Below are 13,266 nucleotides of genomic sequence, written 5' to 3' on the forward strand. Positions count from 1 at the left end.
CTTTCGACTGTAATCAGGTGTGCGCCCGGTTGATCTGGTCGCTTATATAGTGGGCCAGCGCGTAAACTGTTTCCGAGGGGTTGTAACCGATCGATGTCGGCAGCAGGCTCGCATCCACGATGTAAAGGTTCTTGATCTCATGGGTTTCGCCCGTGGGAGAAACCACTGTGGATTTCGGGTCTGCCCCCATACGGCAGGTACCCTGGGGGTGAAACGAGGTGTAGCGATAGCGGGCGGGCTCATTGTCGAGCCCATCGATGACAGCATCAATCTGATCTTCACTGTCGATGGTCAGCTTGTGGGATGTCGGAATGAACAGTTGCTTCGCACCGGCGGCAAAAAGTACCCGAGCATTGGTCTTTAGGCCGTTCTTCATGATTTCGAAATCGCCGTCGTCGACGAAGTATTTGATCTCTTTCACGCCGTCTTTCCAGTTTACCTCGCCCACGTTTTGATCGTGGATGAGGGTGATTAGGCGAACTGTGTTGCGATATTTCGACATGTAGGACATGTACGGCTTACCAGTGCCTGGCTCGGCCTGAAAACTGGCCTCCACGGGTTCCTGGATAGCATCGAGCAGCAAGTAGCTTCCATCCCCAGGCATTACATGTTTATCCATGTATAGGGAATGGGTGGCACCGTAGAAGTTATCAACGTTCTCCTCGAACATGCCGGTCACAGACATGGTTGGATGGCAGGCGAAGTTCTTGCCCACCTGGCCATTGCTGTTGGCTAGTTTGCTTTTCTGAAGCAGGATTGGCATTTGGATCGGTCCAGCCGCGCCGACGACGATCGGAGCGTTGACCTTGAGCCTGCTCTTTACCGTTTTGCTCTGCTGGTCAACAATTTCGGCCAATACGCCAGTGGCTTTGCCATTTTCTGCGAGGATCTGTGTGGCCCGCGTGTCAGAATAGATGGTCGCACCATAGGCCACGGCCCAGGGCAGGTAGGTGACCATCATGGATTGTTTACGGTCGGATTTGCAGCCAGCGAAGCAGAAACCAGTCATAGCACAATTGCGAATATTGCGTTTGGCATTACCTTCGGGAAGGTTCAGCTTTTTCATGCCGCCTCTGAGCAGTTGGGCGCCTGGACTGGTCTCAAAGGACTTGTTCGGTGCAATGCCGAGATTTTCTTCGACTTTCTCAAAGTAGGGCAGCATGACTTTCGGTGTGAGATTGGTCAGCCCGAACTCCTTCCCCCATCGGTCGAGATAGTAATCCGGGGTTCGAAAACACAGGGCAGCATTTACGACTGTGGACCCACCAACGCAGGCACCCTGCAAGATTGAGATGTCACCGGCGGAGTTGGACTGACCGCCGTGGTCGGCATAAAGCTGATCCATGGAAACGGCCAACATTTCTGAAAATTGTTCAGATGGCACATAAGGGCCGGCTTCCAAAACCACCACTTTTTTTCCGGCTTTGGCCAACTCATAAGCTGCAATGGCTCCGCCGGCACCTGATCCAATTACGACAGCATCGGCGTTGAGCTCAATGTTGTCGCTGGTCACGTCTGACGCTTGGGTTACCTGCAAACCGTGGGCAGGTATTGTTTTAGCTTCGATTGTTTCTTGCATGATCTACTCCTGCCGCTCAGCTTTTTGGTAAGGGTGCATTGCCCAGAGACACCAGGTTCCATTTTTCAGTCACCGGTCCGCCGTAGCCGAGAGGCTCCCAGGTCGGGGGATTCGCCCAATAGGCCAGCCCGATCAGCTTTTTCAGGCCCATAGCAAGTGCTCTTTGCGGTACTTCGTCGGAATTGGCCCAAGTGTCACAGAATGCTGCGGCTTGCTTGTCGGACAGTTCCACAAAAGGTTTGCCATAAAAGGTCTTAGGTCCGTCATTAAAGTAGGCGATACCACCTTTCAGGCCTTCGAGAATGTGGGGTGCCATAGTCGCCATAAGTGCGGCGTCCAATGTCTGCATGACCGGGATTTCACTTGCCGGAACTAGACCGGTTCCCTCGCTCGCCAGCTGAACCTGCATCAGGCGATTCATCACGTGGTATTCGCTGGCGGACATAACATTTATGCCTTCTGGGATTGAGGCGAAAGCGTGCGCTGCCCCCAGAAGTCCGGTGCCGACTGTCGCAGCAACCGCAAGGCCGCTTGCCGCTTTCAGAAAGCTTCGGCGGCTTAGGCCATTGATCTGGTCGATGGCTTCTTTTGTTTGATCGCTCATCTGACTCATGGTGTTCTCCGAATTATTGCCTGTGTTCGAAAGGCATGTTCATGTTCTTGGGGGTCAGAATACCTTCAATATTCTCAGATTTACGCGGGTATCTTCTTTGAATCCGTTTTCCACGTCGATGTCCTGGCCAGCCTGAAATTGCAGTTGCACAGTCGGATCAACAAAAGTTGCGTAGGTTGCCTGCCAGCGATTGGTGTTCACCCTGTCGTCCTGCTTTTGGCCGCCAACAGTGGTTTCACCCCCAAACGAATGGTAGTAAGAAAGTGCCACGTGGCTTTGCTTGGACAAGAGGTAACGAAGATGGCTCTGCAGGCTCTGCGCATCTTCCTGTTCGCGTTTGAAGCCGAGGAAGTCGTCGTTGTCGCCGTATACTGAATACTCTGCGATCAGGTCCAGCACTACACTGGAGCTTAAATGTTTCACGTAGGCAGCTTGAAAAATTCCCTTCCAACGATTCTCGCCAATATTTACTGGACCTTTGGCCTCATCGTATTGGCCGACCGGCACGGATGCGAAAGCGGACAGACCAACCCATTGCTGATCATCGGGGTTGTTGAGAACCCAAGCAGTTGCGCCGATGATCGGGTCACCGATACCACTTTCTGAGGTCGGCTGAAGCGGACCGAAGGGCTCTGTCAGTTCCACCTTTCCGAAAGGAACGATGATCTGGGGATCAACAATAATGCCACCAATGTCCATGTAGTGGACGAAGCGTGCCAATCCTATAGTGGTGTCCAGTCCAGCCTCGGCGGGGACTTTGTTGCCATCGGCGTAAGCTGCGTCGCGGGTGGCATATTGGCCGTATAGAATCCCAAGGTTTACACCTGCTGGCAGCGGTGTGTAGTCGCCGGGGTCAGTGGCAATTTCGGCAGCTTGGGTTGGAACCGAGAAAATGCTCATGGCCAGTATCAGGGTTGAGCCCAAAGCAAGTGATTTTGATGGTGTGTACTTCGAGGTCGATCGCATAGTTGCTCTCCAAATTTCGTGTTGTTGTTGTCAACGCGAAAACAGTTAGCGACGATCATGCCAACAGTTCGTTTCTATAAAAAAGGCTCTTTAAATCATTTGATTAAGGGAGTTTTGTTATCGTTAAGAGGGGCTATGAATGTTTCAATCGGGGAAACAGGGAGGCACTGTCTCAGAATGAGACAGTAAGTGGCATGCCAACGAATTTTCAGGCGGTCCTTATTAAAGAACGTGTTAAAGTTTCAAGAAAATGACAAGAAGAGCCAATAAGGCCAAAGCGCAGGGTCGCATCAAACGACAATAATCAGTCCTGCGATAGAGGAAAATCAATGAGCGCACTTATTCCTGCCGACCAGAGGCGTGCCAAGGCACGTGAAACCTTTTTTGAGCATGGTCAGATTCCAACGGGCCTGATCGATGATGCCATTGTTCATTCCTGGCAGCGTTGTTCCGCGGCGAGAAAAAACGTGAGTGAGCGTGTTCAGTTCGACACCGTGTCCAGAAACGGTTTAATAGAGCTGATGGATAACAACCGAATTTTGTTGGAGGCAGCCACCCAGCCGCTGGAACAGTTGGGCCAAACCGTTAATGGCGCAGGCTATTCCGTTCTGCTTACGGATGACAAAGGGGTTGCTCTGGCAGCGAGACGTTCGGGTCGGTGCGCCAATACACTGATTAATGACGCCTTTCGACAGGGAGTCAATCTCTCCGAGGCGAATATTGGCACTTCCGCGATGTCTTGTGCTGTGTTGGAGCGTCGTCCAGTGCTAGTTGCCGGAGTCGAGCATTACTTGCATGCAAATCGAGTATTCAATTGTGCGGCCTCTCCCATTGTGGACCCCATGGGCAGGGTATTGGGGGCCATTGATATTACTCGTGGAAATCCGTTGGAGCCGGGAAGCGCGCTTTCCTTAGTGCAACAATGTTCAGCTAGGATTGAACGCCAGTTGATGGGTATGTTGTCGCCTTGGCTCATGATTAGTCTAGGGTGGGAGCAGAGTGATCCTCATGCCACGAGTGACATGTTGGTGGCGCTTGGGCCGGACGGACAAGTGCTTGGTTTGTCGCCCCGGGTGCGCGAACTGACGGGGTTGGCCTCAACGGATGGGACGTTGCGCTTTCAGGATTTGTTTGATTTGCGCTTTGAGGCACTCGTTGATGGGTTCCGTGGCCGGAATCACCCTATAACGGCCAGGATGCACTCTGGGCTGTCATTCTCGCTACGACCGGTCGATGCTGGTTCGCGAAAAACCACGAGACGTACGGCTTCCGCGCCTTTGGCTAATCGTGTACCAGAATCCACAGATTTTGGTGATCATGCAATTAGTCGTCAGGTAAACCAAGCAAGCAGAGCAATGGAGAAGGGGCTGCCGGTGCTTATACTAGGTGAGACCGGGACCGGAAAGGAAGTGATGGCAACGTCACTTCATAACGGTAGCGCATTTTCTTCCGGCACGTTTGTTGCGATTAACTGTGCGGCCATCCCGGAGTCGCTTATTGAGGGTGAGCTCTTTGGTCACGCTGATGGTGCCTACACAGGTGCGCGACGAGGCGGTGCTCCAGGTAAGATCGAGCAGGCAGATGGTGGCACCCTGTTTCTGGATGAGATTGGTGACATGCCGTTGGCGCTCCAGTCCCGTTTATTGAGAGTGTTGGAAACCCGTGAAGTGACCCGTCTTGGAAGTGCTACCCCAAAGCAGGTCCGTTTCCAGTTGATCTGCGCAACACATCGGAACCTGTCAGAAGCTGCCAGGGACGGAGAATTTCGCGAGGATCTGCTCTACCGCATTAAAGGTATGGCTATACGCCTGCCAAGACTTTCGGAACGCTCGGATTTGCAAAGCTTCATTGTCGACCGATGCCGTGCTCTGACACAGGGTAGTCGCGAGTTGTCGCAAGACTGTTTGGACGGTTTAATGCGGTACGACTGGCCGGGAAATGTTCGTGAGCTCGTCTATGCCCTGACTCACGCAGACGCACTTGCGGACCCCGGTGAAGTTTTGCAACTTTGCCATCTGCCTGAAGAGATAGCGGCCCCGACAACCATGGCAGTTCGAAGCAATAGGGCAGCGAGCAAACGCGGTACCTTAAAGACTCTGGAGCGCGCCGTTATCGAAGAAGCGCTGGTAATTGAGGGGGGGAATGTCAGTCGCGCAGCAAAACGGTTGGGCATTGGTCGAGCGACACTGTATCGGAGGCTCAAAGTCGCCAATGCGGGCGTTCAGTGAAAACTTAGGTTGTTGGTCGTCACCCGGCCATGGGAAGCCCGTCCCAAAAAAGATCAATGCTCAGTGCTGAGGTCAGTATAAAGTTGACGGGTGAGCTCGCTCTGGACCTGCAAGCGTTTGGTAATGCCCTGAACCACTTCCATACGAGCGACAGCTCCGGCCTGAATGTCTTCCATTGCTTGTAAGGCTTCCCCCGACTGGTTTAGGCAGTGATCACACGACTGGCGGATTTTTTCCATACCGCTACCGGCCTCCACGGAGGTCGAATTCAGGCTGTTGGCGATTTCACGGATACTCTCGCTGGATTCGTTCGCTCGAACAGCTAGGTTACGCACTTCGTCGGCCACTACCGAAAAGCCGCGACCGTGTTCTCCCGCTCGCGCGGCCTCAATGGACGCGTTCAGAGCCAGCAGGTTGGTCTGTTTGGCAATATCCTGAATGTTGCCGACAATGCTACCGATTTCTTCGGACTGTTTAACCAACTGAGTGAAGACGTCATCGATACGACTCATGAACTCCGCCAGCTCCCTAATCGAGGCCTCGGCCCCGGAAATGCTGTTCGCGCTCTGGGCTACCTTCGCGCCGGACGCTTTGGCTAGTTTGCCAGCTTCATCCATTTCTTCGAGTATCATGTCCACGTTGTTTCGCAGGTCGTCTAGGTGGCCGATCAGAACGGGGTCGGGTGATTTCGGTTCGGGAACAGGCGTTTCCGGTTCATGAACCGGTTCGGGACGGGACTCCACTGGTGGCACCGGTTCGCGTATCGTGACGGTGGTCGGACGCATTCGTGCGCACAGAATAAGTGCAGTAGCTGTCAGCCCAAGAGTTATGGCTGCAAGCGTGGTTTGGAATACCGTGTCTGCGTTGACAAGCATCAGTGCGGCAAAGGCGAGAGCCAGGAGGAACGCTCCATACATTGGGACTTTGGAAGAACCGGTCTCAGAGGTTTCTTTTTCTAATGTGAGAGTGTTGTCCATGGTACTGTTCCCGGCGGGCAAGGGTTAGCATTGTGGAGCAACGCTAAGGTTTTTTCCGGAATGAACCTATCCGCAAAGTGCAGACAGTTATCCAGATTCTGAAGCGCGGAAGTGGTTGGCTGCAGACCAGGGCCGGAGTAAGCTGCGGTCTGGTCTGCGCGCTAAGTGCTCAGGTCAGGGCATCAAGCAGAATCTGGCTGAATGCATCGGGGCATTCCACTGACGGCACGTGGCCAATCTGCTCCAAAATGACCGGCTCCGCTGCACCGCTGACGTCGGCCAGCGCCCTGAGTGTGTCTGGGGGCGTGGCCACATCGTCTGAACCACCAAGCAGTCGTAGTGGCACTTGATGCTGCCCCAGCTGCTCTCGGAAGTCGACCCGTCCCAGCATCTCACACAGCAGGGCATAACTACGGTCATCACCGCGTCCCATAATCACGCTCCAGCCTTCCACCAGCGCCGGCTGCTTTTCGCACGCGTGGGGGCCGAACCAACGTGGCACGATATCCACCGCCATGGCCGGCAGGCCGAGCTCCAGAACGTTGGCCGAGCGGGTATTCCAGGCATCGGGTGTGCCGATGACGGCGCCGGTGTTTGTAAGCGTGGCTGAAAGCAGCCTTTCAGAATGTTTGCTGAGGAGTTGCTGGCCAATGGCGCCGCCAATCGATGTTCCGACAAAGTGGAACTTATCTGACTCTGCCACTTTCGCGAGCGCGATGGCTTCCTGCGCCAGGTTTTCCGGTGTGATTTCGTCGGATTCTTCCGGCCAGGCGGCGCTGGCGCCGTGTCCCGGTAAATCCCAGGCCAGTACCCGAAATTTTTCGAGTAGCGCTGGCAACATGTCGTCCCAAACCCCCTGGGTCATGCCTAGGGGATGAGCGAGCATCAGCAGCGGTTTGTTGCTGTCACCCAGCAGTCGATAACAAACCGTGCGACCGTCGTGTTTTAGAAAAGCCATGTTTGCTCCTTAGCTCAGACCCGTTCGATGAGTGTCGCAATACCCTGGCCGACACCTACGCACATGGTGCACAAGGCATAGCGGCCACCGGTGCTCTGCAGTTGGTGGGCGGCGGTCATTAGCAGTCGGGCACCGGACATCCCCAAAGGATGGCCCAGGGCGATGGCGCCGCCGTTAGGGTTCACGCGTGAATCACCATCGGCAACGCCCAATTCCCGCAGTACCGCCAACCCCTGGGCGGCAAAGGCTTCGTTCAGTTCGATCACGTCAATGTCGTCAATGCCGATGCCTTGTTTCTCCAGCAGCTTGCGAACCGCCGGCACAGGGCCGATGCCCATGATGCGCGGTTCCACGCCGGCCGTGGCCATGCCCAGTATGCGGGCCATGGGGTTTAGTCCGTGGGTTTTGACGGCGGTCTCATTGGCAACCAGCATCGCAGCGGCGCCATCGTTCACGCCTGAGGCGTTGCCAGCGGTCACGCTGCCGTTTTCGCGGAATGGCGTGGGCAGGGATGCGAGCTTCTCCAGCGTACTTTCGCGGGGATGCTCGTCGGTATTGAACACCAGCGGGTCTTGTTTCCGGCGCGGAACGAACACAGGCACGATTTCTTCGGCGAAGCGTCCTTCCTTCTGGGCTCGGGCGGCCTTTTCTTGGGAACGGAAGGCGAACAGGTCCTGATCCTCCCGCGACACCTTGTATTGTTCGGCCACGTTCTCCGCCGTTTCCGGCATGGAATCGATGCCGTACTGCTTTTTCATCAGCGGGTTCACAAAGCGCCAGCCGATGGTGGTGTCCTCAATCTTCTGGCCACGTGAAAAGGCGCTGTCAGCCTTGCCCATCACATAGGGTGCGCGAGACATGGATTCCACGCCTCCTGCTAACACTAGGTCCATTTCACCTGCACGAATGGCGCGGAACGCCGTACCCACGGCGTCCATGCCGGAGCCGCACAGACGATTGAGAGTGGTGCCGGGAACAGACGTAGGCAAGCCGGCCAGCAGGGCAGACATTCTCGCCACGTTGCGGTTGTCTTCACCGGCCTGGTTAGCAGAGCCCATCATCACTTCGTCGATAGCGGTCGGGTCGAGTTCCGAAGCCTGCTCCAGTACCGCTTTAAAAATGTGAGCGGCGAGGTCGTCAGGGCGAATGCTGGCAAGGGTGCCACCGAAACGGCCAATCGCCGAACGACGAGGATGGCAGAGATAAACGTCAGTCATGATATTTCTCACTGTTGACCGGCATGATGTGCATTTGTGCGTGCTTTCAGATCACGCAGAACTTCCAGCTCTTTGGCACTTGGCTCTGGCGTGGTCTCCAACGTGTCGGCAAACCGGATTTCCCACCCAGTGGCATCGATCACTTCTTCCCGAGTCACATTGGGATGCAGAGAAGTGACTACCAGTTCTTTGCTATCAGGGTCAGGCTTGAGAATGCACAGGTCGGTAATTACCACGGTGGGACCACGTCCAATGTTGGGTACATTATCCCGTGCCTTGCCGTCGCGTCCAAAGCCAACGGTGGTAACAAAGTCGACGTCCTTCACGAAGGTACGCTTGGAATGCTTGACGGTAATGAACACTTCCTTTGCATTGGTGGCAATTTCCGGGGCGCCACCACCCCCAGGCAGGCGGACTTTCGGTTCGCGGTAGTCGCCAATCAGCGTAGTGTTCAGGTTGGCGTAACGGTCAATCTGGGCAGTACCCAGGAAGCCGACGCTGATGTGTCCACCCTGCAGCCAGTACCGGAACATCTCCGGTACTGCCACGGTGGTCAGGGCGGATTCACATAGCTCGCCGTCGCCGATGGACAGAGGCAGCACGTCCGGTTTGGTTTGCAGGGTGCCGGATTCATAAATCAGGGTCACGTCCGGTGCGTGGGTCAGTCGCGCCAGGTTGGCAGCCTCGCTGGGCAGTCCAATGCCCACGAAGCAGGTCATGTCGCTGGTCAGTGCGCGGGCGGCAGTGACGCTCATCATTTCTGAGGAGGTAAATTCAAGGCTCATCACGCAGCTCCTTTTTCAAACACGTTGTCTTTCAGCCAGGTCTGGAACGTTTCCCGGTCGCGGGCGATGCCGTCCCACTCTTTGTAGAAGGCGTTGTCACGGTCGTAGTAGCCGAGGGCGTAGGAGGGTTTGGCGCCTTTCGGGGCCTCGGCGATGGCGGTGATGGCCCAGGAGGGCAGTACGCAGGCGTTCACGGAGGCGCCGAGGTCATCCACGATTTCCTCAACGGTCACAATGCTTCGCTTGGCGGCCAGCACCACTTCCTTCTGGATACCGACGATGCCCTCTATCAGCACATTACCCTTGCGGTCGGCCCGCTGGGCATGAATCACGGCTACATCCGGACGAACAGAGGGTACTGCCGCCAGGCGCTCACCGGTAAAGGGGCACTCGATGAATTTGATCTGGTCATTGACCTTGGGCAGGTCGCTGCCGACATAACCGCGCAGAACTGCTAGCGGCAGCCCGGCGGCGCCGGCTTCATAGGCGCAGGCCATGGCTGCGTGGCTATGTTCCAGGATCTCCAGTTTGTTCGGCCAGCCTTTCTCAACGGCATCCCGCAAACGGTGCAGGGAGCCCACGCCCGGGTTGCCACCCCAAGAGAAAATCAGTTTTTTAGCGCAGCCGGCACCGATCATCTGGTCATAAACCAAGTCCGGGGTCATGCGGATCAGGGTCAGGTCACGTTTTTGCTGGCGGATGATTTCGTGTCCAGCGGCAAACGGAATTAGGTGGGTAAAGCCTTCCATCGCAACGGTGTCGCCGCTGTTGATGTGTTTGCCTACCGCTTCCTTGAGAGAGAGGAATTCGGCCATCGCAGTGTCTCCATCGTGTTTTGGCTGAGTAGTTCGATATACGAACATAAGTTTAATATGCGAACATAATGGCGTGATTGGTTTTCGGTCGTCAAGTACAAATTTTCACCAGTTGGTCAAAAGCACGGATGTTCGTAATGCGAACTGACTGGTACCATGCGCTGACATGATGTGCGGCAGGCTAAATAAGCTTGTTACAGGAGCTGGAATGGACGAACAGATTCTCAAGCCGGGAGACCGGGATTACGTGGGCGCACTGGCGTCGGGTCTAGAGGTTCTTCAGGCATTCGATGCCGATCACCCTCACATGACCCTGAGCGAAGTGGCGGCCCGCACTGATATGGACCGAGCTAAGGCACGGCGATTTCTGCTGACCCTGCACGCGTTGGGGTTTGTGAAGCGCACCGGTCGCCAGTTCGAGCTGACTCCTCGGGTACTGCAGCTGGGTTATGCCTATCAAGCATCAAACCAGTATCGAGCAGTCATTCAACAGTATCTGGAAGACATTACCGCCGAGCTTGGAGAATCCTCATCCCTGGCGGTTCTGGATGGTGACGATGTAGTGTACGTGGTGCGGTCGGCCGCCCGGCATCGCCTAATGGCTATTACGCTGTCGGTGGGTACCCGCCTGCCTGCGGCCTATACCTCCATGGGGCGGGTGCTGCTGGCACAGTTGCCGCAGAGCGAGCTTGAGACCTATATAAACAGGATTCAGCTTGAGCGTCATACGTTATCCTCAATCACAGAAAAAAACGTTTTGCGGGAGGAGATCGACAAGGCGCGAAATCTCGGGTACGCCGTCGTAGATCAGGAGCTTGATCTTGGTTTGCGATCTGTGGCGGTGCCCGCCTATTCTGCGAGCGGCGAGCTTTTGGGTGCACTTAATATCAGCACCAATGCCGCCCGAGTGGACATGGATACTTTGTTGAACATGTATTTGCCGAGGCTGCAGATTGTGGCTGATCAGATTCGCCAGGCGGCTCGATAAGCCTCACGGATAACGACCGGTCAGCCGGTTCTGTACGAGTTCATCCAGGATAGTGTTAGCCAGCCGCATCACGGCGTTCGGGTTTTCGCCTCGACGACGGGAGGCGATAACGGGCGTGGTGATGTTGTTATCCTCCAGCGGCATGAATTCCACCCCCTCACGATTAAGTTTTCGGACCTGTTCTGGCACCAGCGTGAACCCCATGTCGGAGGCGACCAGCGATAGGGCCGTTTGAAGATCGTTGACATGCTGGCTGACATGAATTTTCAGGCCGCGTCTGTGAAAAAGCCCCTGGGTGATATCTGCAAAGTTTGGGCCCGGCCCGGAAGGGAAGGCGACCATGGGGTGGGCAGAAAGCTCTTTCATAGACGGAGGGTGTTTGCTGAGCGGGTGACCCATGGGTATGGCAGCGATGATGGGCTCGTCGAACAGTAGCTCCTGCTCCACGTCGGGGTCTTCTATGCTCACCCTTCCAAAGCCAATGTCGATCTTGCCAGTCTTAAGTGCTTCGACCTGTTCCCGTGTTTTCAGTTCATGCAGGACTATCTCCAAGTTCTTGTTTCGGCGCAGACGCCGAACCATGAGAGGTAGCTGGCCATAAAAAACGGATGGGACAAACCCGATGGAAAAAATAGTCTTTCGATGCTGTGCGATCCTGCGAGTGTCATCAACCGTCGCAGTTACTTTGTCCAGTATCTGTCGGGCCTGTTCCAGAAAATATTCCCCTCCATTGGTCAGCTCAAGGCCCCTGGGCTTGCGGATAAAAAGCTCTACACCTATTTCTTCCTCAAGCTGCTTCATTGCCCGGGTTAGTGGTGGTTGTGCAATAAACAGTTTTTCTGCTGCCCGGGTGAGGTTGCCTTCCTCTGCAACGGCGACGAAATATCGCAGGTGTCTGAGTTCCATCCATACCTCCTAGGTATCGCTAGCTACTTAATCAATATTGGTTCACATCCGTGAAACTTCGTACTGTTCGAGTCACAGGCATTATAACTTGCGATTCGGAGAGCACATGTCCGCAACCATTCAGTCCATCGAAGCGATCCTGGTCGACATTCCGACCATCCGGCCGCACAAGCTTTCCATGACAACCATGGGGGTTCAGAGCATGGTGATCGTGCGGATGAAGGATTCCGATGGTCTTGAAGGGTTGGGTGAAGCCACCACCATCGGTGGCCTTGCCTACGGCCCGGAAAGCCCCGAAAGCGTGAAACTTACCATCGACACCTATTTCAGGCCACAACTGATTGGCCAGCCGGCCGACGCAATCAATACCCTAAGGGTAAAGCTAAACCGAGCGTCCCGTGGAAACAATTTGGCCAAGTCCGCTATTGAAACGGCTCTGCTGGATCTGCAAGGCAAGCGGTTGAACTGCCCGGTATCCGACCTATTCGGCGGGGCTGTACACCAGCATATCCCGGTGCTCTGGACCCTTGCCAGTGGCGATACCGCCAAGGATATCGAGGAGGCCCTCGGCCTAATCGAAACCCGGCGCCATTGTGATTTTAAGCTCAAGATTGGGTCGCGGGCGTTAATGGACGACGTTCGTCATGTGGCGGCCATCAAGGATGCCGTGGGTGAGTCCGCCAGTGTTCGGGTTGATGTGAACCAGGCTTGGGATGAGTCAACGGCTGCCAAAGGCATGGCGGAACTGCAAGCCGCCGGTATTGACCTGGTCGAGCAGCCCACACCCATGAAGGATCACGCCGCGCTGGTGCGCCTGTCGCAGAAATTCCACCTGCCTATCCTGGCCGACGAAGCCGTCGCCGATGCCAGCGATATGTACAACCTCTCTGCCGCCGGCTTTTCGGGGGCCGTCGCCCTTAAGATCGCCAAGGCTGGCGGCCCGGCGCAGGCCCTAAAGCAGGCCGCGGTTGCCCAGGCGGCGGGTATCGGCCTGTATGGAGGTACCTTGCTGGAAGGCACGATCGGCACCGTCGCTGCACTGCATGCCTGGTCCACTCTGGAAACCCTGCACTGGGGCACGGAAATGTTCGGCCCGCTACTGATGAAGGACGACATTGTGGAAAAGCCCCTGAGCTTCCACGACAACGGAGTGGACCTACCACAAGGCCCTGGATTGGGCGTCACGCTTAACGAAGACAAGCTCGCTGAATACAGCCGCAAAGATCAATAACGG

General features: G+C 55.5%; 12 protein-coding genes. 3 read left to right on the forward strand and 9 right to left on the reverse strand.

The genetic code is table 11. The features are described 5' to 3' along the window. Positions 1–13: 13 nt before the first annotated feature. The 3 genes from NUW46_RS02260 to NUW46_RS02270 are packed head-to-tail and all read right to left on the reverse strand — an operon-like array spanning position 14 to position 3,158. Complete coding sequence (locus tag NUW46_RS02260; RefSeq protein ID WP_108017985.1) at positions 14–1,579, reverse strand: FAD-dependent oxidoreductase; 1,566 nt, start codon at positions 1,577–1,579, stop codon at positions 14–16. A 16-nt stretch (positions 1,580–1,595) separates the two neighbouring features. Then, positions 1,596–2,192 carry a gluconate 2-dehydrogenase subunit 3 family protein gene (locus tag NUW46_RS02265; RefSeq protein ID WP_305965635.1) on the reverse strand — a complete coding sequence of 199 codons (597 nt, stop codon included), beginning with the start codon at positions 2,190–2,192 and terminating at the stop codon, positions 1,596–1,598. Positions 2,193–2,246: 54 nt separating this feature from the next. Beyond that, positions 2,247–3,158: a transporter gene (locus NUW46_RS02270; protein ID WP_108017983.1), complete on the reverse strand. Its 912-nt coding sequence runs from the start codon at positions 3,156–3,158 to the stop codon at positions 2,247–2,249. Positions 3,159–3,487: 329 nt separating this feature from the next. Here NUW46_RS02270 and NUW46_RS02275 point away from each other — a divergent pair, with 329 nt between their 5' ends. Further along, entirely contained in the window at positions 3,488–5,386 is a 1,899-nt protein-coding gene (locus tag NUW46_RS02275; RefSeq protein WP_108017982.1) for a sigma-54-dependent Fis family transcriptional regulator, read from the forward strand. Between the two features lie 53 nt (positions 5,387–5,439). Here the strand turns inward: NUW46_RS02275 and NUW46_RS02280 are convergent, their stop codons facing one another. The 5 genes from NUW46_RS02280 to NUW46_RS02300 form a co-directional block, all read right to left on the reverse strand. Beyond that, positions 5,440–6,363, reverse strand: a complete 924-nt coding sequence (locus tag NUW46_RS02280) for a methyl-accepting chemotaxis protein (RefSeq protein WP_108017981.1) — start codon at positions 6,361–6,363, stop codon at positions 5,440–5,442. 169 nt (positions 6,364–6,532) lie between these two features. Next, complete coding sequence (locus NUW46_RS02285) at positions 6,533–7,321, reverse strand: alpha/beta fold hydrolase (protein ID WP_339779274.1); 789 nt, start codon at positions 7,319–7,321, stop codon at positions 6,533–6,535. 14 nt (positions 7,322–7,335) lie between these two features. Then, positions 7,336–8,541, reverse strand: coding sequence for a 3-oxoadipyl-CoA thiolase (gene pcaF / locus NUW46_RS02290; RefSeq protein ID WP_418142001.1), 1,206 nt, complete (start codon positions 8,539–8,541; stop codon positions 7,336–7,338). A gap of 5 nt (positions 8,542–8,546) precedes the next feature. Further along, the gene (locus NUW46_RS02295) at positions 8,547–9,323 is read right to left on the reverse strand and encodes a CoA-transferase subunit beta (protein WP_053114054.1); all 777 of its coding nucleotides are present in this window, start codon (positions 9,321–9,323) and stop codon (positions 8,547–8,549) included. Beyond that, the gene (locus NUW46_RS02300; protein WP_108017977.1) at positions 9,323–10,138 is read right to left on the reverse strand and encodes a CoA transferase subunit A; all 816 of its coding nucleotides are present in this window, start codon (positions 10,136–10,138) and stop codon (positions 9,323–9,325) included. Before NUW46_RS02300 ends, NUW46_RS02295 begins: the two co-directional genes overlap by 1 nt. 208 nt (positions 10,139–10,346) lie before the next feature. Between NUW46_RS02300 and NUW46_RS02305 the strand changes: the two genes are divergently transcribed. Then, a complete protein-coding gene (locus tag NUW46_RS02305) occupies positions 10,347–11,126 on the forward strand; it encodes an IclR family transcriptional regulator domain-containing protein (protein WP_305965640.1) in 780 nt (259 codons plus the stop codon). A gap of 3 nt (positions 11,127–11,129) precedes the next feature. Here NUW46_RS02305 and NUW46_RS02310 read toward each other — a convergent pair whose 3' ends face one another. Next, positions 11,130–12,032 carry a LysR family transcriptional regulator gene (locus tag NUW46_RS02310; RefSeq protein WP_108017975.1) on the reverse strand — a complete coding sequence of 301 codons (903 nt, stop codon included), beginning with the start codon at positions 12,030–12,032 and terminating at the stop codon, positions 11,130–11,132. A gap of 106 nt (positions 12,033–12,138) precedes the next feature. Between NUW46_RS02310 and NUW46_RS02315 the strand changes: the two genes are divergently transcribed. After that, positions 12,139–13,263: a muconate/chloromuconate family cycloisomerase gene (locus NUW46_RS02315; protein ID WP_108017974.1), complete on the forward strand. Its 1,125-nt coding sequence runs from the start codon at positions 12,139–12,141 to the stop codon at positions 13,261–13,263. Positions 13,264–13,266: the final 3 nt, after the last annotated feature.

Source organism: Marinobacter sp. MA, from assembly GCF_048298425.1.
Taxonomy (GTDB): Bacteria; Pseudomonadota; Gammaproteobacteria; order Pseudomonadales; family Oleiphilaceae; genus Marinobacter; species Marinobacter salsuginis.

Bases quoted from the DNA above. Each gene is read 5' to 3' on its own strand.
- NUW46_RS02260 (WP_108017985.1), bottom strand. From the start codon at position 1,579: ATGCAAGAAACAATCGAAGCTAAAACAATACCTGCCCACGGTTTGCAG.
- NUW46_RS02265 (WP_305965635.1), bottom strand. From the start codon at position 2,192: ATGAGTCAGATGAGCGATCAAACAAAAGAAGCCATCGACCAGATCAAT.
- NUW46_RS02270 (WP_108017983.1), bottom strand. From the start codon at position 3,158: ATGCGATCGACCTCGAAGTACACACCATCAAAATCACTTGCTTTGGGC.
- NUW46_RS02275 (WP_108017982.1), top strand. From the start codon at position 3,488: ATGAGCGCACTTATTCCTGCCGACCAGAGGCGTGCCAAGGCACGTGAA.
- NUW46_RS02280 (WP_108017981.1), bottom strand. From the start codon at position 6,363: ATGGACAACACTCTCACATTAGAAAAAGAAACCTCTGAGACCGGTTCT.
- NUW46_RS02285 (WP_339779274.1), bottom strand. From the start codon at position 7,321: ATGGCTTTTCTAAAACACGACGGTCGCACGGTTTGTTATCGACTGCTG.
- NUW46_RS02295 (WP_053114054.1), bottom strand. From the start codon at position 9,323: ATGAGCCTTGAATTTACCTCCTCAGAAATGATGAGCGTCACTGCCGCC.
- NUW46_RS02300 (WP_108017977.1), bottom strand. From the start codon at position 10,138: ATGGCCGAATTCCTCTCTCTCAAGGAAGCGGTAGGCAAACACATCAAC.
- NUW46_RS02305 (WP_305965640.1), top strand. From the start codon at position 10,347: ATGGACGAACAGATTCTCAAGCCGGGAGACCGGGATTACGTGGGCGCA.
- NUW46_RS02310 (WP_108017975.1), bottom strand. From the start codon at position 12,032: ATGGAACTCAGACACCTGCGATATTTCGTCGCCGTTGCAGAGGAAGGC.
- NUW46_RS02315 (WP_108017974.1), top strand. From the start codon at position 12,139: ATGTCCGCAACCATTCAGTCCATCGAAGCGATCCTGGTCGACATTCCG.